At 35.7% G+C, this 19,049-nt stretch carries 14 protein-coding genes and 1 tRNA gene; 7 read left to right on the top strand and 8 right to left on the bottom strand.

Annotated features, from left to right (window positions below; translation table 11 throughout):
* Positions 1–289: 289 nt before the first annotated feature.
* Together gltX and NBW39_RS04720 are read right to left on the bottom strand one after the other, a co-directional pair.
* Positions 290–1,603, bottom strand: a complete 1,314-nt coding sequence (gltX, locus tag NBW39_RS04725; protein ID WP_250294682.1) for a glutamate--tRNA ligase — start codon at positions 1,601–1,603, stop codon at positions 290–292.
* 185 nt (positions 1,604–1,788) lie between these two features.
* Positions 1,789–2,496, bottom strand: a complete 708-nt coding sequence (locus tag NBW39_RS04720; protein ID WP_250294681.1) for a hypothetical protein — start codon at positions 2,494–2,496, stop codon at positions 1,789–1,791.
* A gap of 124 nt (positions 2,497–2,620) precedes the next feature.
* On the opposite strand from NBW39_RS04720, the gene ligA reads away from it, so the two are divergent.
* Both ligA and mtaB read left to right on the top strand, forming a co-directional pair.
* Complete coding sequence (gene ligA / locus NBW39_RS04715; protein WP_250294680.1) at positions 2,621–4,609, top strand: NAD-dependent DNA ligase LigA; 1,989 nt, start codon at positions 2,621–2,623, stop codon at positions 4,607–4,609.
* Positions 4,610–4,716: 107 nt separating this feature from the next.
* Positions 4,717–5,967, top strand: coding sequence for a tRNA (N(6)-L-threonylcarbamoyladenosine(37)-C(2))-methylthiotransferase MtaB (gene mtaB, locus NBW39_RS04710; protein WP_250294679.1), 1,251 nt, complete (start codon positions 4,717–4,719; stop codon positions 5,965–5,967).
* A 48-nt stretch (positions 5,968–6,015) separates the two neighbouring features.
* On the opposite strand, the gene NBW39_RS04705 is transcribed toward mtaB, so the two are convergent.
* Both NBW39_RS04705 and NBW39_RS04700 read right to left on the bottom strand, forming a co-directional pair.
* Positions 6,016–6,639: an RDD family protein gene (locus tag NBW39_RS04705; protein ID WP_250294678.1), complete on the bottom strand. Its 624-nt coding sequence runs from the start codon at positions 6,637–6,639 to the stop codon at positions 6,016–6,018.
* Between the two features lie 24 nt (positions 6,640–6,663).
* Positions 6,664–6,746 (bottom strand) — tRNA-Leu (locus NBW39_RS04700).
* Between the two features lie 107 nt (positions 6,747–6,853).
* Here NBW39_RS04700 and NBW39_RS04695 point away from each other — a divergent pair.
* Together NBW39_RS04695 and NBW39_RS04690 are read left to right on the top strand one after the other, a co-directional pair.
* Positions 6,854–8,305, top strand: a complete 1,452-nt coding sequence (locus NBW39_RS04695) for a replicative DNA helicase (RefSeq protein ID WP_250294677.1) — start codon at positions 6,854–6,856, stop codon at positions 8,303–8,305.
* Positions 8,306–8,419: 114 nt separating this feature from the next.
* Positions 8,420–9,295, top strand: a complete 876-nt coding sequence (locus tag NBW39_RS04690; RefSeq protein ID WP_250294676.1) for a hypothetical protein — start codon at positions 8,420–8,422, stop codon at positions 9,293–9,295.
* Here NBW39_RS04690 and NBW39_RS04685 read toward each other — a convergent pair.
* A protein-coding gene (locus tag NBW39_RS04685; RefSeq protein WP_250294609.1) for an IS630 family transposase occupies positions 9,258–10,263 on the bottom strand; the annotation gives its coding sequence in 2 pieces (ribosomal slippage) (positions 9,258–9,800 and positions 9,802–10,263; 1,005 coding nt in all). The genes NBW39_RS04690 and NBW39_RS04685 overlap by 38 nt on opposite strands.
* 69 nt (positions 10,264–10,332) lie before the next feature.
* Between NBW39_RS04685 and NBW39_RS04680 the strand changes: the two genes are divergently transcribed.
* Positions 10,333–11,091, top strand: coding sequence for a hypothetical protein (locus tag NBW39_RS04680; protein ID WP_250294675.1), 759 nt, complete (start codon positions 10,333–10,335; stop codon positions 11,089–11,091).
* Here the strand turns inward: NBW39_RS04680 and metG are convergent.
* Positions 11,088–12,713 (bottom strand): methionine--tRNA ligase, encoded by a 1,626-nt coding sequence (gene metG / locus NBW39_RS04675; protein WP_250294674.1) that lies wholly within the window; start codon positions 12,711–12,713, stop codon positions 11,088–11,090. The genes NBW39_RS04680 and metG overlap by 4 nt on opposite strands.
* A gap of 313 nt (positions 12,714–13,026) precedes the next feature.
* Complete coding sequence (gene ubiG, locus NBW39_RS04670; protein ID WP_250294673.1) at positions 13,027–14,196, bottom strand: bifunctional 2-polyprenyl-6-hydroxyphenol methylase/3-demethylubiquinol 3-O-methyltransferase UbiG; 1,170 nt, start codon at positions 14,194–14,196, stop codon at positions 13,027–13,029.
* Between the two features lie 144 nt (positions 14,197–14,340).
* Here ubiG and dnaG point away from each other — a divergent pair, with 144 nt between their 5' ends.
* Entirely contained in the window at positions 14,341–16,080 is a 1,740-nt protein-coding gene (gene dnaG / locus NBW39_RS04665) for a DNA primase (protein WP_250294672.1), read from the top strand.
* Between the two features lie 861 nt (positions 16,081–16,941).
* Positions 16,942–18,222 carry an ankyrin repeat domain-containing protein gene (locus NBW39_RS04660; RefSeq protein WP_250294671.1) on the top strand — a complete coding sequence of 427 codons (1,281 nt, stop codon included), beginning with the start codon at positions 16,942–16,944 and terminating at the stop codon, positions 18,220–18,222.
* On the opposite strand, the gene NBW39_RS04655 is transcribed toward NBW39_RS04660, so the two are convergent.
* A protein-coding gene (locus tag NBW39_RS04655; protein ID WP_250294670.1) for an IS5 family transposase occupies positions 18,217–19,009 on the bottom strand; the annotation gives its coding sequence in 2 pieces (ribosomal slippage) (positions 18,217–18,744 and positions 18,746–19,009; 792 coding nt in all). The genes NBW39_RS04660 and NBW39_RS04655 overlap by 6 nt on opposite strands.
* Positions 19,010–19,049 lie beyond the last annotated feature (40 nt).

Genomic DNA, 19,049 nt, shown 5'->3' with positions numbered 1-19,049 from the left:
TCCACAACTGTACGAACATTGTGATTTGAGAACAATCTCTGTCAGGAAGGGTGTCATTCCAGTGCTTGACACTGGAATTCAGCCTTTCCATAATCATCAAAACGTTGTATTTTAACATAAAACAGCTATTTTTATGCTCGCCAACTTAATAAAATTCCTGGATCCCAGTGTCAAGCACTGGAATGACACCATTTGCTGTGCAATTTACCTTCAAAAATGAATGTTCGTACAGCTATGGAATGAATCGCGGTATGACGTAGGGATTGCATTAGCTATAACTCTTTGATTTTCACTTTTCTTTTAACCTTGCAATGATATTTTCTTTGCCGATAAAAATTAATAATTTAGCAAGTTCTGGGCCTGTTTCTGTTCCTGTTAAAGCTAAACGCAACTGCGTAAATAGGTCTTTTGCCTTTATATCCACTGTTTGTCGAATGGCTTTGACCCACTCTGATAATGTGTTTTCATTACAATCACTTTGAGGCAATGCATTGAGCGCGATTTTTATGAGCTCCTTATCAAGAATCACAGGCTCTATATCGGATTTGCATATTTTCCACCACTTGGCCACCTCAGAAAACTTTTCTATATTGTTCCTTATAAAATACCAAAACTCTGAACCAATTTGATTTAAACGTTCTTGTACAATTTCAAATGACATTTGTTGCAGCACTTTGCTATTTAGCTTATACATTTCACTCAAGCTGAATTGTGCAGATGCTGAGCTAAATTTTTTAATATCAAATGAGTTAATTAAAGACTGTATGTCAACATGAGCTTCTATCGGATCAGATGTTCCAAGTTTTGCTAAATAGCTAGTTAGCGCCATTGGTTCAGTCTCATTCTCTCTTATGGACTTGATATCCAGCCCGCCTTTTCGTTTCGATATCTTGCTATCATCAAAATGTAGCAGAGAAAGGTGAGCAAATGTAGGGATTTTCGCTTTTAATGCTTTAATCATTTGGATCTGTACTGCTGTATTAGTTACATGATCTTCCCCGCGTACAACATGGGTTACATTAAAGTCAACGTCATCAATAACAGAAGGTAGCATGTATGTGTAAATTCCATCTTCTCTTTTTACCACAGGGTCGCTTATGCTACTGGTTGCAATATTTATTTCACCTTTAACTTCATCATTCCATTTAACAACTTCATTTCTATCCAACTTAAATCTAAAATGTGGTCTTCGTCCTTCTTGCTCATAACGAATTTTCTCTTGCTCAGTTAGAAGCAATGCACTTCTGTCATAAACAGGAGGAAGTCCTTGTTTTAATTGCAACTTTCGTTTAATGTCTAACTCTTCTCTTGTTTCATAGCATGCATAAATATGCCCTTCTTTTATTAATTGCAAGAACACCTCGTTATAGCGCTCAAAGCGCTCTGATTGCTTAAAACTTGCATCCCAATTGATACCAATCCATTTTAGGTCTTCTATGATATTATTTATATATTTGACATCTGAACGCTGAAGGTCAGTATCATCAAAACGGAGTAAAAATTTTCCATTTTGATTGCGTGTGTACATCCAACAAACCAAGGCAGTTCGTACGTTTCCTACGTGGAGGTAGCCAGTTGGGCTTGGAGCGAATCTTGTTAGCATTTAAACAGCAATATTGTTTACTCTAATTTATTTTAATTTTATATAAATATACTGCTAAAGCAAGTGTTCCTACTCTTCTTTCTTGGCTGATCCATAGTTAGCGTTAAAGAACTACGGCTTATTGGCATAGAAAAGGCTACTCAAGTATACCGAGCAGGAACCTAGTACGAAAACTCCTGTTGTGATTAAAAATACACTAAATCTTGGTTTGCACATGTTTCATTTTCTGCCATAAGAGACAATAATTCTGCGCTCTCATGGAGACTATTTGCACCAACTTCTAAGATATGAGATTTTGCTTCTGTAAGTTCACATTCAATCTTATCTATTTTCCCATTCAAATTTTTATGTGCATCTTTGATTAACTCATTCATTTTATCTTTTAAAAGTGCCCTTGCTTCTTTACTCTGTTCAGTAAGAAGATCATCTATTTTGTTTGTGATTTCAGGCTTTATAAGACTTTCAATTTTTTCTTCACTGTATTTTTTGACTGCTTCTTCTATCTGAGTCTTTATTTCTGGCTTCAGCAGATCTGCAACTTCTGGTCCTACATTTTTTACTGCTTTTTCAGCTGCATCTTTGGCTGCTTTTGTAGCATTTTCGTTAACAGACTTCAATATATTTTTTTCTATTTCCTGAGCTTTTTGGTTAGCTATTTTAATAGCTTTCTCTTCAGCTGAGTTTAGCATTTTTCCTTCAATTTTTTTTACTTCATCTTGAGCTGCTTTTCTAGCTTCTGCTTTTAAGTCGTCACCCATTTCGGCTATTACTTGACTCGCAGCTTCTTTTGCTGTTTTGCTTATACCCAGAATTTTATCAAACATTCCTGCACGATACACTTGAGATCTGAAGTTTGATTCGTCAGCCAAATTTTTGTAATTGTATTTTACCATAATATACTCCTTAATGAAAATAATATCAATATTAGCATAGTTACTTTTTAGAGCAGTAGTATAAATTTATAACGCCTTAAAAAAAAATTCATGACTTGATAACAAAGAGCATTATATTGGTATCATGACTAACTTAGAAAAGATGAGAAAAAAACTACAAGATCAAATTAATTATCATAATGTCTTGTATTATCAAAAAAGTAAGCCAGAGATAAGTGATGCTGAATATGATGAACTGAAGAAAAAGTTAGCTGAAATAGAGCCAGAAATTTATGCAACACAAGATAGTGTTGGTGCTCCACCTGATGAGAGGTTTTCTAAGGTGGAACATCAAGAACCTATGCTTTCCCTTGAGAATGCTTATGATGAACAAGGTGTAGAGAAATTTTTGTCTAAAATAAAGAGGTTTTTAATTGAAGACAAAATAGAGATATTATGTGAGCCAAAAATTGATGGGTTGTCGTTTTCTGCAATTTATGAGGATGGAAGATTTGTTAGAGCTGCAACTCGAGGCGACGGTTTTGTAGGGGAAGATGTCACTCACAATGTTGCAACAATAAAAGGCTTTCCTAAGTTTTTGCAAGGTGTGCAAGGTAGACTAGAAGTAAGAGGTGAAATATACATCAGTAACAGCGACTTTTTAAAGTTAAATGAAAACGATGAATTTGCCAATCCTCGAAATGCAGCTGCTGGTTCTCTAAAGCAATTGGATGCAAACATTACAGCAAGTAGACCACTTAGATATTTTGCTTATTCTTTGATTGGTGGAGCAGAGAAAAGTCAAAGTGAAATACTAAATAAGCTTGAGGTACTTGGTTTTTGCGTAAATGAGCATCAGTCCTTAACAAGTAGTTTGAATGGAATGCTGAAGTTCTATAACGAGATCTATAATTGTCGCTATAACTTGGATTATGATATTGATGGAATAGTCTATAAAGTAAATGATTTGGTACTACAAAATCGTCTAGGGAATACTCACAAAGCACCGCGCTCAGCACTTGCATACAAGTTTTCTGCGGTTTATGCAAAAACAAAGTTAAATAAGATATTTATACAAGTGGGCAGAACAGGGGTTTTAACTCCAGTTGCAGATTTAGTGCCAGTCAATGTTGGTGGGGTGCTAGTTAGTAGAGCAAGTCTGCATAACCAAGATGAGATAAAACGTAAAGACATAAGAGAGGGAGATATTGTAACAATCAAAAGGGCAGGGGATGTAATTCCCCAGATCGTTGAAGTAAGCAGAGATTCTCGTCTTCCAAATACACCTGAATTTGTGTTTCCTGAAGTATGCCCTGAATGTGGTAGTAAAGTACGTCAGGTTGAGGGAGAGGCTGCAGTAAGATGTCCTGAGGAATTTACCTGTAAAGCTCAAATAATAGAAAAACTAAAGCATTTTGTATCGAAAGATGCATTTGACATTGTTGGCCTTGGTGATAAGCAGATAGAGTTTTTTTACGACCTTGGTCTGATAAAACAAATCCATGATATTTTTACTTTAGAAGAAAGATTGGATGAATTTAATCTGGAAGAACAGCCTGGTTGGGGCAAGAAATCAATAGCTCATTTATTAAATGCTATACAAAGCAGAAAGGTAATAACTCTAGATAGGTTTATATTTTCTTTAGGTATTAGATTTATTGGCCAAGTTGCAGCAGAATTGCTTGCAGATTATTATGTTTCTTATGATAATTGGTATAATTCGATGATTGAACTGTCATCAGATAATACTGAGCTAGTAGGTATAGACGGCATAGGAAAAAAAGTAGCTGAATCTTTGGAATCATTTTTTTCTAAGGAACATAACATCAAAATGTTAAATGATCTTACTGCTTGTCTTCAAATTCTTCCTGTGAGCTCCAACTCTAGTAACTCTGTTTTAAATAATAAAATTATAGTGTTTACTGGTAAGCTACTTGCTATGAGTAGAGGAGAGGCAAAAGTAAGAGCCAAAACTCTAGGAGCAAAGGTCAGCTCACATCTTTCTTCTAAAACTGACTACCTAATTGCAGGAGAAAAACCAGGATCCAAATATAAAAAGGCAGTGGAATTAGGTGTAGAAATTTTAGATGAAGACCAGTGGCATAAAGTGATAAGTTTGGGAGTGTTCAAATGAAACTTGGATCTCAGTGTCCGCATAGCACTTACCTACCAAAACAATGGTTATGCAAGAGACTTTACTTGGATGTTTGATATAATAATTAAATTGTAAAGAATACTAGCATGAATGAAGTAATAACATTTGGTTGTCGTCTAAATTTTTACGAGAGTGAGTTAATCAAAGAAGCATTAAAAAAAGCAAAGAGAGAAAATGTTGTTGTGGTGCATAGCTGTGCAGTGACAAACGAAGCAGAACGCCAAGTAAAGCAAAAAATACGTAAGATCTATAAAAATGATCCAAGTAAAGAAATTATCGTAGTTGGCTGTGCTGTTCAGTTGGATCCTGAATCGTATAGTGATATTCCTGGTGTGAGTAAAGTGCTGGGTAATCAAGATAAGCTAAAAGCTGAAAATTACTTACTAAATGACGATAAAATCTTAGTCAGTGATAACCAAGTAGAACCTGTTCTAATTAATGGATTTGAAGATAAATCAAGGGCATTTATTGAAATTCAAAATGGTTGTAATCATAGCTGCACATTTTGCTCAATTACTGAGGCAAGAGGGAATAATCGATCTGTGCCAATAAACAGTATTATAGAGCAAATTAGAATCTTTATAGAAAATGGATATCAAGAAGTAGTGTTTACAGGTGTTGATATTACTGACTTTGGTACAGATTTGTTTGCTAAGCCATCACTTGGTTCAATGATTAGGAGAGTTTTAAAAGATATACCAGAGTTGAAGAGGCTAAGACTTTCCTCTATCGATGTTGCTGAGGTTGATAACGAATTAATGGATTTAATAGCTAATGAGTCAAGACTTATGCCTCATTTACATTTGAGTCTACAATCTGGTAATAATTTAATACTAAAGAGAATGAAGCGTCGTCACAACAGAGAACAAGTGATAGAATTTTGTCGTAAAATGAAGAGCTTGAGGCCTAATATAGTATTTGGTGCTGATATTATTGCTGGATTTCCAACAGAAACTGATGAAATGTTTCAGGATACAGTTGATTTACTGAAAAAAACAAATATAGTTTACCTACATGCTTTTCCATATTCAGAGCGGAAAAATACACCTGCTGCACGAATGCCACAAGTACCAGAGAATGTGCGTAAAGAACGAGTAAAAAATTTAAGAGAAATGAATAGAGAAATGATGAGTAGCTTTTATCAATCTTTGATAGGCACTGAACAAAGTGTTCTGGTTGAGCAAAATAATGTCGGTAGAACAGAAAATTTTGCATTAGTAAAGCTTGAATCAAAAGCTCAAGCCAAGAGTATTGTGAAAGTTAATGTTAAAGGAGTGGAAAATAATTATCTAATTGGAAGTATTGTAAGTAAATATGATACAAATAAAGTAATATAGAAGATCTCGGTTTATCAAGGTTTCTTATTAACAACTGTATTTTTTATATCAATTTATTTTTTCGGTTTGACACACTTCTTTGAACATTTTCGTTAGCTTAAGGCTTTTACTCGTGACAACCACTGTGCCTGCGATCTTGTCGTGCCAAGTTTGACAGCGTTTATCGAAATTTGCCCATAAAAAGCCCAAGAATAATGGTGTAACTGATAACATAAAGGAAAAAAATCTCTTGGTTGCTTGTCTCAAAGTTATCTTTTCAAAAGTTTGTGCATCCACAACTCTAAGCCCAAGTAGTAATTTTCCGGGTGTAGCAGCAAACCTTACCCACATATATGTAACATAGCAAAAGAGCATAATGCATTGGACTATTTGATTTAGGATCCACAGTTTACCAAGTCTACTCTGCATTGTCTTTTCTTCTGCAGACAGTGGCACTTGCGTTTGGTATTTTGCAGCAATTTGACTTAATTCCTCTGAGTTTATAAAGAGCTGATTTAAGGCTTGGCTGCAAAACTGCAAGAACAAAACGATAATAATTAAATCAAGCAATACTGATATATAGCGCCTGAGGCCTGTTACATAACATATTCCATTTTCATCTTTCTTTACCTTTTGAATAACATTTATAGAAGAAAAAATAGAGAATAAACGATCAAAAAATTTATGTAACATATATACACTTTCCAATATTTAACGTGCCCCTGGCCGGACTTGAACCAGCACGCTTTTGCAAGCAGCAGATTTTGAGTCTGCCGTGTCTACCATTCCACCACAGGGGCATTAAGTTTTAATGCTATAGGCAACACGGAATTAGTCAAATTTTATATGTCTTTCAAATAAGGACTAAATATTCTACAATAATCAACAGTTACTCTCAAAACTTAAAATGAATGAATTAGCTAGTCTCTTGGGTTCAAGAAGTGTAGACAAGGAAATATGTAAATTACCGCATAATTTAGAAGCTGAACAGATGCTTATTGGTGCAATGATCCGTGATAATAGAATCTGTGATGCAGTTGAAGACACAATCACAGCAGAAAATTTCTATGATCCATTACATCAAAGTATTTTTACGCAAATATCCAAAACCAGAAAACATGGCATAGTTGCTAATGAACTGAGCCTTAAAATGTTTTTTGAAAACGACCAAGCATTTACCGAATGTGGTGGGGTAGAGTACTTAGCAAAGCTTGCAGCGAAGGCAAGTATTGCACTCGATATCTACGGTTTGACTAGAATAATCCGTGATACTTACTTAAGGAGATGTTTAATTAAGCTCGGGCAAGAAATAGTTGGTGATAGCTACAACTACGACATTGAAAATCCTGCACAGGCGCAAATTGAACAAGCAATGACAAAATTGTTCAATTTGGCAGTAAAAAAACAAGGTGAGAAAACATATATCAAACTTGCAAGTTCAGTTAAAGGCGTGGTTGAGAAAATCAGCATGCTAAAAAACAATCCAGAAGCGCTAGGTATTACAACCGGACTTCAAGATCTAAATCAGCTTCTTGGTGGTTTGCAGAAATCTGACCTATTAATTCTAGCTGCAAGGCCTTCTATGGGTAAAACAGCATTGGCGCTAAACATTGCACTTAATGCTTGTAAGATGTTGCAAAAAAGAGCAGATAAACAACACTATGTAGCGTTCTTTTCACTTGAAATGTCAGCAGAACAATTAACGGCAAGATTGATTACTATAGATTCAGGAATTAGTTATTATAAAGCATTAACTGGGAGAATTAGTGATTTTGAATTGCATGAATTTATCAATACTAGTACAGAGTTATCTGAATTACCTTTCCTAATAGATGATACTCCTGCGCTGTCAATTAGTGCTCTTCGTACTAGAATACGTTTGTTATATCAATTATATAATGTAGAAGTGGTATTTATTGATTATTTGCAGCTAATTAGAGGAACAACAAAAAGGAGTAATGAAAATAGAGTGCAAGAAATCTCGGAAGTGACGCAGGGCTTGAAAGCAATTGCAAAGGAGCTAAATATTCCCATTGTTGCACTATCACAGCTTTCTCGTTCTGTTGAGCAGAGAGACGATAAAAAACCACAACTTTCTGATTTACGCGATTCAGGGAGCATAGAGCAAGACGCAGATATAGTAATGTTTCTCTATAGAGAAGAGTATTATGAACTAAGAAAACAGCCAAGTGAAGGAAGCAATAAACATCGAGAATGGCAAGAGAAAATGGAAAAAATTAGAAACATTGCAGAGCTCGTTATTGCAAAGCAGAGAAATGGGCCAATTGGCAGTGTGAAGCTATATTTTGACTCTAACAGAGGTGCATTCAAAGATTACACGGAAAGGCATAGTTCATAGCTTGGCAGCAATCTTCTTGTTCCCAAGTTCATTGATTATTTTTTTTATGTAAAGATAGCTTGACAATTTCTTAAAAATCCTTTTATAATGGTATTATATTTTATAATACGTGAGATGATGAATAAAAACAATGTACCCTATTATATAGCTGGAACTCTGGCTACTTTCACTTTATTAGCATCTGGAGTGTTTGCTGCAGCTCCTTATATTGGTTTCTTAGCTCCAGTTGCAGCATTAAGTGTTGGCCTACCATTTATTATTGGTGGTGCTGTATTTTCTGCTGTGGCTATTGTACTTTCGTGTAAAGCAATTAGTAAGAACAAAACAATTTCTGAGAAAGTAAAAGAGATAGAAGGTAAAGACAAAACTATTTTTGAGAAAGAAGTTCAGCTTGCTGATGAAAAAAGTAAAGTAGAAGCTAAAGATAAAATAATTTCTGAGAAAGAAGCTACAGTACAGGCTCAAAAGCAAACCATTTCTGAGTTAGAAGCTAAGATACAAACTCAAAAGCAAACCATTTCTGGGCAAAATGACCAACTGACTGAAAAAGATGCTGTAGTACAAACTCAAAAGCAAACCATTTCTGAGCAAAAAACTCAACTAGCTAAAAAAAATAAAAAGATAGAAGAAGACAAATTAAAAGTGGCAATTGCTGATGGCACTGTTCAGCTTGCAAAAGGAACAGTTAATGGTGCTGTTTGGTTTGCAAAAGGAGCAGTTAATGGTGTTTTGTATTCTGGCAAATATGTTAAGCGTGGTTTAGAAGAATTTAAACCATATATAGCATGTAAAGAAGTAGTTACAACTGTAAAAGAAGCGTACAATAGTGGGCGCATTCCTAGTATTATTCAGCGGCGCCGTAGTGATGTTGTGAATGACTTAAAAAATGTCGTAGGTAGTATGAAAAATGCTTGTGGCACATCAATTAATAGTGTTATACCAATTCTCATTATTAGGAGGACAAATAGGAGACATTGCAGAGTTGTTTAATTATGGAGTGGGTAAGAGAGGTAACAAATTTACACAAAGTGCGCTCAAGCAGGGTAATTGTATCGTATATTTTATTGCACAAAATGTTCTGTTTTATATATAACCAAAACCTCTCAACAGGATTGAGCTCAGGTGAGTATGGAGGTAGGTATATAATATCGATATTTTTAGGTACCTTTAAATTTTTTGACCTATGCCAACTAGCACAGTCCATAACGAGAAAAGTCTCTCGTATTCCTAGATATTGCGACATCTGCTCAAGAAATATATTCATGCAATCAGTGTTGACATTTGGTGCAAACAAGCTAGAACTCTCTCCATTTCTAGGATTAACCGCACTATAGAGATAGAAATTTTGCCTACCTAATTTTATTTTAACCTGTGTCCTAATGCCTTTTTTAAACCACCCATGTCCAATTTTTGAATGTGTGCCAAACCGAGACTCATCAAAGAAAAATAGCTCTTTTTCTGGATATTTGCCAATAGTTTCGTTGAGATTTTTTTTTAAACTCCTCTTGTTTGCTTTTATCTTGACCATTATGAACTGGTCTTGGAGTAATATATGAGAATTTCATTCTTTGCATATTACGGTGTACTGTGGACTTACTGATATCCAAACCAAATCTTTCCTGGATTTTTATTCTCATTTCTTTAATGGTGATATTAGGATTGTCTTGTATCCATGCTTCAACTTGTTCACGCTGACTTTGATCCAATCTAGTTTTTCTACGACGTTGAGGTGGAGCAAACAATTTTTCCTCTCTGTTAAATTTTAGGTGCTTTATCCACTCAGTCAGTGCAGTTCTTGAAATGCAACATATCTTTGCTACCGCTGTTATGCTGTGCTTTTTTGCTGCAATTACAGCATTTAGTTTTTTTGTAACGTATGCGTTATTTCTTACTTTCTTCAGCATTGCTTTTGCCGATTCCACTACTTTTTCATCCAATAATTTTGATCTTAATGCCATTTATACCTCGCTATTACACTTAGTTTAGTATGGCTTTTTTTCCATTGTTGTCTATCTGTTTGTTCTGCAGTGAGAATTGGTATTAGAAGCAGCTCGTGCAGTAGACGTGATACTAAGGTTTCTAGTCCGGAAGAGCAGTTTAAGCGTGAATATGGATCTAAACTTAGTATGCAAGAACTCACTCCTTTGGATTATTTAGATCCTGCAGTTCCTTCCAGTGAGCAAAAGCAACGAGCTAATAGTTTGGATTATTTAAATTTGGATTATTTAAATATTGATAACGTTCCTAAGCATTTAAGTATTGATGCTGCTAAAGAGTATTTAATGAGTCTTTCTGAGGATCAGGAGATATTTTATGATGCAGAATCTGGTGATGAAAAAGATACTAAGATTTCTAGCCTGAAAGAGCAGTTGGATGAAAACAGTAAAGCAAAAGTTCCGTCAAGAATTTCTGATTTATGTGAGTCAGTAAAAGGGAAGTTTACCACCTTTTGGAGTGGGGTACAAAGTATTTATAGTAAAAATGTTTGTAATAGTTGTGTACTAGGTACTAATCTGTTGCATGCTCAACATAAAAACACCTTGGCTGATGTACGACAAGAATGGGTTATAAATAAAGAAGCTCAAAAGCCAGAAGAGCAAGCAGACCAAAAGCCAAATCTTCAAGGGGACAACAGCATAAACAATACGGAAGAAGGCGGTAAAAATAAAAGAAGTGGAGCCGCAAGAAGAAAAAGAAAACAAGCACAAGTAGAACAACCTATAGTGTATGCAGTTAGAACAAGTAATAAATATGATTTGTTATCACCTGAATACTTCCTTGGTTAAACATCAACCCTCAAAAAAACCGGCGTAGGTTTAGGCAATGTTATGCCTGAACTTACGCACGCGTCGCACAAAGATTTTAAATCTCGTTGTTCTTTCGGAATTTGCAGTTGATTTAGTATCATCTCTGCTGACTTGGGAACGATTGGCTGCAATAAAATGCCTATTATCCTGATATATTCCAGTAACTTGTAAATTACTAAATTCATGCGCTCTCTGTCAGTTTTGCTCAATGTCCAGGGTGCACTTTTGTCTATATAAGCATTGGCTTCTGAAGAGATGTTGATAATTAGAAGTATAATCTGGTTAAATTCATACTTTGACAGATGGTCCATCACTTGACCTAGTATAGCTTTGCAACCTGGAAGACTTTCTTCACCTTTAAGTAGGCTTTGATCGATTGTTGGTACAATTCCAGAACATTGCTTGTGTAAAAATGAAATTGTTCTTTGTACTAAATTGCCTATGTTGTTTGCCAGTTCTGAATTTATCCGGCTGATCATATTTTTCTTACTAAAGTTGCCATCTTGGCCGAAGCTTGCTTCCCTGAGGAGAAAATAGCGTAGCTGATCAACACCAAACTCTTGAGCGAGGCCAATTGGATCTATGACATTACCAAGGGACTTGGATATTTTCTCTCCCTCGTTCAACCACCAACCATGAACTGCAATTTGTTTTGGCAGTGGCAGGTCTGCTGCAAGGAGAATCGCTGGCCAATATACAGCATGAAAGCGCAATATGTCTTTACCGATTACATGAACGTTGAAAGAGTTGTCAGCTAGGTTTGCAGCGCTTGACACTGGAATCTGCGTTTTCCCTTGGTTTGGTGTCATTCCAGTGCTTGACACTGGAATCTGTGTTTCTGGTTCTGCCCAAAACCTCTTATATTCCTCACCTTCAGTACTAGGGAAACCTATTGATGTAAGATAATTGGTTAATGCATCTATCCAGACATAGATTACGTGTTTGTCATTACCTGGTACTTTTATTCCCCAGTTAAAACTAGTGCGAGAGATTGAGAGGTCAATGAGCCCTGATCTTACAAACGATATCACTTCATTTCTTCTGCTCTCAGGAAAGATAAAACTTGGCTGATTTTTATAGAGTTCCAGTAATTTTTCTTGCCAGTTTGATAAGCGAAAAAAGTAACTCTCTTCTTTTATCCACTGGACCTCAGCACCTGTTGGTGCTTTGCCATCTATCAGCTCTGACTCCTGATAAAATGCTTCATCACGAACTGAATACCAACCCGAATAGGAATCCAAATATATTTGTCCTCTCTCTTCAAGTCTATTCCATAAAGCTACCACTGCTTTTTTGTGACGTTCCTCCGTAGTGCGAATAAAATCGTCATACTCAAAATTCATGAACTCAGCTAATTCTTTAAATGAAACGCTCACTTCATCTGTAAATTCTTTCGGCTGCATTCCCTTTGCTTTAGCTGCTTTTTCGATTTTTTGCCCATGCTCATCTGTACCGGTAGTAAATTTGACATTTTTCCCAGCTAGTTTCATAAATCTAGCTGTAACATCACAGATGAGAGAAGTATATGCATGCCCGATATGCGGCTTGTCATTTACATAATATATTGGCGTGGTGATGTAAAAGTTCTCAGATTTATCCATACTTAAGTACCTAGAGTTCTAATGCTACTTATGTTGGCAAGAGAAATCAATCTTTCTGTACAGACCTGTGTAAAACTCTCTGTAATTCTATAAATCTTACTGTCACCCGAATAGCTAATCCCAGTAGCGTGAGGTTGTCATCCGAGTAGCTGACACTGGGATCCAGCTAAGTTGGTAAGCATAAAAGTAGCCGTTTTATGTTAAAATACTACGTTTTGATGATTATGAAAAAACTGGATTCCAGTGTCAAGCACTGGAATGACACCGTCTTGGATCCAAGTAGTCAAGCTACTCGGATGACATTAGAACCGTCTCAAACTACAATGTTTCCACAAAGTATATAATTAACATCCACGCCTTTAGTTAAATTCCACTCGCGTTTTATTACGTTGTACTCCATGCCAGCCATGTTTTGTAATGTTACATTATTTTCTCTTAAGTGATTTGCAATTTCTGACGGCTTGAGAAATTTATTCCAATTGTGTGTGCCTTTTGGCAGCCAGTTTAATATGTACTCTGCACCAACTATTGCAAGACAGAAGGATTTGATAGTTCTATTTATTGTGGATATAAAGATTAGCCCTTCTGGTTTAAGCAGTTCTACTGCTCTTCTCATAAAGAATTCTAAATTATCTACATGCTCAACTACTTCCATCAACAGAACCACATCGTACTTCTTGTCATTGCTTAGCTCTTCGATGCTGGTGTGCGTGTATTCTATATTAAGCCCTACTTTTTTCGCATGTGATTGTGCCACTTTTATATTTTCCTCACACACATCTATTCCCACAACGTTAATGCCAACACGTGCCATTGACTCTGACAAAATACCACCACCACAACCAACATCAAGCAATGATAATTCCTTTAAATCGCATTTTTTTAACTCTTTTATTTTCTCGATAATGTAAGATACTCTCACAGGATTCATCATGTGCAATGGTCTGAATTTGCCGTTCTCATCCCACCATTGGCCTGCCATTTTAGCGAATTTTGATATTTCATCTTCGTTATAAGTTTTTGTTTTTTTTTTCTTAGAGGTTATATTGCTGAGTTTATCAAGGCGTTTTTTATGTCTGCTTTCTTTTGAAAATTCTGTTTCAAGGAATTGTTTGACTATGTCTTTTGCTAATCCACTCGCAGTAAATCCTGCACCAAGACACAGTACATTTGCGTTGCCATGCTCGCGAGCTAATTTTGCGATCTCAACACTATTGCATAAAGCAGCGTAGATTCCTTCAAAACGATTTGCCACAGTACTCATGCCCAAACCTGTACCACAAATTAATATCCCATAATTTGCTTTTTTGCTTGTTATATCTTCTACAACTTCAGCAGCATAGTCTGGATAATCCACGCACTTTTGCTGAGCAGTGCAGCCTTGATCTACCACTGTGTAACCTAGGGCTTCTAGGTAGGATTTTATTTCTGATTTTAATTCATAACCAGCATGATCTGAGGCAATTGATATTACATCTAACATATAAGAACATTTTATATGGGTTTGAACTTTCTGTCAAGTCATTCAATGCTTCTGACCTTTTGGGAGTTCTAAAGCTTGAAATAAATTTTGAGTCAGATGTGCATAAATTCTATATAATTTTTATCCTACTACTAATTCAATAAGATGGATCACATAGATATTATAAAATCAAAATTATTATTATCTGACATAGTAGGTAAAAAAGTCAGGCTAATAAAAAGAGGAGATAGTTTTGTTGGGCTCTGTCCATTTCATAACGAAAAAACCCCATCTTTTTCGGTGAGCAATACTAAGGGGTTATATTACTGTTTTGGTTGCTTAGCTAGTGGTGATGCATTTGAATTTATTTCACAAACTGAAGGATTAAGCTTTAAAGAAGCATTGGAAAGATTAGCATCGGTTACAGGTGTTGAACTGCCCAAAAGTCTTAGTATTACAAAAGAGGACAATAAACTATTTTTAGCGCTTGATTTAGCTGCAAATTGGTTTGCAGAAAAAAATCAAGGTGTTGTAGATTATTTAAAGCAGCGTAAGATTTCACCTGAAATCATAGATAAATTTAAGATAGGTTATGCACCAAGCTCTGGTTTGAAAGAATATTTGAACTTCTCAGGTATTAAAGACGAGATTTTGATCGATGTTGGTTTAATAAACAAAAATTTTCGTGATTATTTTTATGACCGGCTGATATTTCCTATACAGAGCATTGCAGGGAGAGTTATTGGTTTTGGTGGACGTGCGCTGAGCTTTGAGCAACAGCCAAAATATTTAAACAGCCCAGAGAGTCAGCTCTTCAAGAAGAGAGAGAATTTATACGGATTAAACTTTGCTTTAAGCGAAATACGTAAAAAACAGCACATACTTGTTGTTGAAGGGTATATGGACGTGATAGCGCTACATCAAGCAGGAATTAGTAATGCAGTTGCTCCGCTTGGCACTGCAATTTCTGCAGAACAGATAAAAAATCTATGGAGATTTGCTAAAGAAATCTCCATCTGCATGGATGGCGATAGTGCTGGACGTCATGCTGCTACTCGAGTTGCAGAACTTGCTCTGCCAATATTAGAGCCTGGATACACGTTAAAGTTTGTGACTTTGCCGAGTAATAAAGATCCATACGATATATGTAACGAACTGGAATACAAGAAAGAAGACGTATTGACTGCTCTTGACCATTCAACAAAACTGCATTCTGAATATTTATGGCATCACATAATCGATAGCAATTTGCAAAATTATGAAAAACTTGCTCCGGAAAAATATTCAATTCTTGAGCACAAGTTCATGGAATATGTAAATACTATTAGCAACAGCAGTATTAGAAGGTATTATAGAGATTATTTTTACAATAAGGCTAGTGAACTAAGAAATAGCTTCAAAAAACAGATTTTTAATAGTAAAACTAGAGCAACAAAAGGTGAGTATCTTCACAACAAATCTCCAGAGCTAATTGAGGCAGAGCAAAATCAGGCCATAATTTTGCGTATAGCCGTAGAATTTCCTGAAATCTTGAACCGTCCTATATTTTTTGAGCAATTTTCTCATTTTGAATTTACTAATGAGATGAAAAGACTGCAACAGCGTATAATTGATGCAATAAGTAACAAAAGCGAACTCAATAAAGAGCAAGAATTGAAACAGTGTAACGTTATAAAGTATGTATTTGAAAAAACTAGCATACTAAATAGCCAACTGAACGAGAGAAAATCTGCAGAAATTGTATGGAATAATATAGTGTTACTAAAAGAATTAAATGCATTACGAAAAGAAAGAACCGAAGCGAGGCTGAGCGGTAATCTTGACTTAGAAGAAAGGTTGATAGAACAAATAAAGCAAATAGAAAGTAATATACAAGAAATGCAAATGGAGTTTATTCAAAAATAGGCTGCTATAGTTATATTATACAATTTATTTCAGAAGATATTATACAAAAACTTCCTTGACAAACTCCGCCAGCCTACTTATCATGGTACTGAAGGTATTCAGTTATCTTCATCTGTGCAGATTAAACAGCAAGAAAACAACGTAGTTGGCGTCTTATTTTTAATTTTTTGCACTATGTGCACCTTATGTCTTCACAGTATTGCTAGCTATATAAGCTGAAACGCGCTGTTTAAGACAGTATAGTACGTCAATTTGCAGGATTAGGAAGTGAACACTAATTACCACGGGGTTTCTTTTGCCTTTTTTTCTGCTTAGTAAATTTCTTAAACATTTTAGCTAAGGTGAGTTGCACTTAAAAGCAGCTAAATTGCAGTGTTTAGAATAAAAAACGCCAGTATTTTGAAGTACATATAAATAACTAGTTAACTACGGGGCTTCTTTTGCCTTTTTTTTCATTTGGTAAATTTCTTAAATATTTATAGCTAAACGACAATCGTCATCCCGCTGCTTGTTAGCGGGATCTATGCTAAGGAGATACCGCGGCGGTATGACGGGTTAAGTAGGGTGTCATTCCAGTGCTCCTTTTTTTGTCATCCGAGTAGCTGACACTGGGATCTAGCCTTTATTATTTGGTTGTCTTCTGGATTCCAGTGTCAGCTACTTTCATGACATCATCATAAAGTAAACCAGTGTCACGCACTGGGATGACAGAAGAAGGTGCTGGGATGACAGGGGAGTTGAATGGCAACGAATTGGAAGAAAATGTTTATGACTAATTTTTAGATCAAACATGGAATTTTGACAAACTTAACTTTTTTGTGAGATGGTTCAGCAATAATAAATAAATTGAGAGGAAAGGTTGTGGCAATAAAAAAGGAAAAGTTTTTTGAAATAATACGCAATGTGAGTGAGAGTGAAGGTTTGAATAAGGATAATTTGCTTGAAAGAATAGGAAGTGAGCTAAAAGGTATAAACCCAGGAGCATATAGCACTTATAACAATTTGAAGATAGATAAGCTATTCATGATACAAGATTCAGACAAAACTGTAAATTGTATGTTGTTACATCTTGCTGTGGAATGTAACAGTGTACCAATAGTAAAACTCCTACTAGAAAAGAAAGTAAAAGTTGATGAACAAATATCGGGTGATGTTAATTCTAAATTCACTGCTTTGCACATTGCTGCTTCGCATGGTCATCAAGAGATAGTTCAGCTTTTATTAGATGCTAACGCAAATCCTTCACTAAAAGATAGTCAAGGCCGAACTCCAAGGGATATTGTCGGCGATGTAGAAGGTAAAAAGGCTATAATAAAAATGTTAGAGGAAGGAGAACAACGTTATGCTGAGGCAAGAGCTGCGAGAAGACAAAATAGACAAGGCACTTTACCGCAGCCTAATAATAAAACTACAGGAAATTTAGCTGTGAACGGAAATAACACAACTGCTGCAGTGCAAGCATGGAATGCAAGAGATCAGAAAAAGAACAACGGAACTACACTAAACAGCAGAGAAATCTATGTACAAGATGAGGATGAACAGACTTCTTCAAACTCAATCATTAATGAAAACAATATAAACAAAGTAGATGATACATTAGAAAGAGAACAGGCTATAAGAGAAAGAGATGCTGTGGAGCAAAAGTTGCAAGAGGCAGAACAACGATTTGCCAATAATCGGAAGCGCATAGAACAACCCGGTCATAATCAACATTCGGAACAATACGGTGCTACATATAATGGTGAACAGACCTTTTTAAATAAAAGTAATAGTGACGATAGTGGAATATATTTTGATGCAGATGAATCTGAAGCTTTAGGCCAATCTATATTAGAAGATGGAGAAGACATTGATGCACAGGATGAAAATGGATTGACTTTTTTACATCGTGCTGCTGCAAACAACAATGAAGAATCAGTGAAACTTTTTGTAACACGTGGAGCAAAAGTTGATGTACAGGATAAAGATGAACTGACCCCTTTACATTATGCTGCTGCAAACAACAATGAAGAATCAGTGAAACTTTTTGTAACACGTGGAGCAAAAGTTGATGTACAGGATAAAGATGAACTGACCCCTTTACATTATGCTGCTACATATGGTTATGTAGAGATTGCAGAATATCTAAGAACCTGTTCATAATCTTTTAAGGAGTAAAGAAGTGAAAGCAAGAACGACCATTTGTAAGCTAGTGTTGAGTTTCCGCTCGCAATTTTTCCACAAACGCCTACATTTTTCCAACCAAGCAAAAGAGCGCTCAACAACCCATCTCTTTGGCAGTACAACAAAGGTGTGTAATTCACTTCGCTTTATTACTTCGACCGTCGAACCAATAGTTGCTTTTATTTGTGTTGCAAAATTTTCTCCAGTGTAGCCTGCATCAACAAGTATATTTTTAACTTCAGAGAGTTTTTCTTTAGCATTTTCGACCATTTTCATGGCACTGCTGCGGTCGGTTGCTTCTGCCGTTGTTACATAAATCGCGTGTGGTAAACCTTGTGTATCTACTGCAATATGGCGCTTTATTCCTGAAATTTTTTTACCTGCATCGTAGCCCTTATTTTCAGCAGTATCTGCATTTTTTACGCTCTGAGCATCAATTATACAAAAACTAGTTCTTTCTTTCCGACCATTGCTGATACGTGTCTCTCCAACTAATTTTTTTTAATACACGCTCCAAAGTACTTTCTGTATCTTCGCTTGGTTTTTCACTCCATTTTTTAAAATATTCGTAACAACTTCGCCATTTTGGAAAATCTTTTGGCAGCATTCTCCACTGACAGGCACTTTTTAGGACGTACAGCACTGCACAAAATACATCATACAAATCAAGTTTTCTTGGTTTTGTTTTCTTCCTACTACTCTCCAGAATTGATCTGATTTTTTCAAATTGTTCTCGACTTATGTCACTTGGGTATAAATTTCTCATATATCCTTATTCATATACATCATCTCATAGTTTATCACTT

This window comes from Wolbachia endosymbiont of Oedothorax gibbosus (assembly GCF_936270435.1).
In the GTDB taxonomy this organism is placed as follows: Bacteria; Pseudomonadota; Alphaproteobacteria; order Rickettsiales; family Anaplasmataceae; genus Wolbachia.
The sequence above is the reverse complement of the archived record's forward strand: the minus strand, read 5'-3'. Positions and strand labels throughout refer to the sequence as shown.

What these genes read in the sequence shown, in the direction of transcription:
- dnaG (WP_250294672.1), top strand. Translation starts at nt 14,341, where the DNA reads ATGGATCACATAGATATTATAAAATCAAAATTATTATTATCTGACATA.
- mtaB (WP_250294679.1), top strand. Translation starts at nt 4,717, where the DNA reads ATGAATGAAGTAATAACATTTGGTTGTCGTCTAAATTTTTACGAGAGT.
- ligA (WP_250294680.1), top strand. Translation starts at nt 2,621, where the DNA reads ATGACTAACTTAGAAAAGATGAGAAAAAAACTACAAGATCAAATTAAT.
- NBW39_RS04695 (WP_250294677.1), top strand. Translation starts at nt 6,854, where the DNA reads ATGAATGAATTAGCTAGTCTCTTGGGTTCAAGAAGTGTAGACAAGGAA.
- NBW39_RS04705 (WP_250294678.1), bottom strand. Translation starts at nt 6,639, where the DNA reads ATGTTACATAAATTTTTTGATCGTTTATTCTCTATTTTTTCTTCTATA.
- NBW39_RS04690 (WP_250294676.1), top strand. Translation starts at nt 8,420, where the DNA reads ATGATGAATAAAAACAATGTACCCTATTATATAGCTGGAACTCTGGCT.
- gltX (WP_250294682.1), bottom strand. Translation starts at nt 1,603, where the DNA reads ATGCTAACAAGATTCGCTCCAAGCCCAACTGGCTACCTCCACGTAGGA.
- NBW39_RS04720 (WP_250294681.1), bottom strand. Translation starts at nt 2,496, where the DNA reads ATGGTAAAATACAATTACAAAAATTTGGCTGACGAATCAAACTTCAGA.
- ubiG (WP_250294673.1), bottom strand. Translation starts at nt 14,196, where the DNA reads ATGTTAGATGTAATATCAATTGCCTCAGATCATGCTGGTTATGAATTA.
- metG (WP_250294674.1), bottom strand. Translation starts at nt 12,713, where the DNA reads ATGGATAAATCTGAGAACTTTTACATCACCACGCCAATATATTATGTA.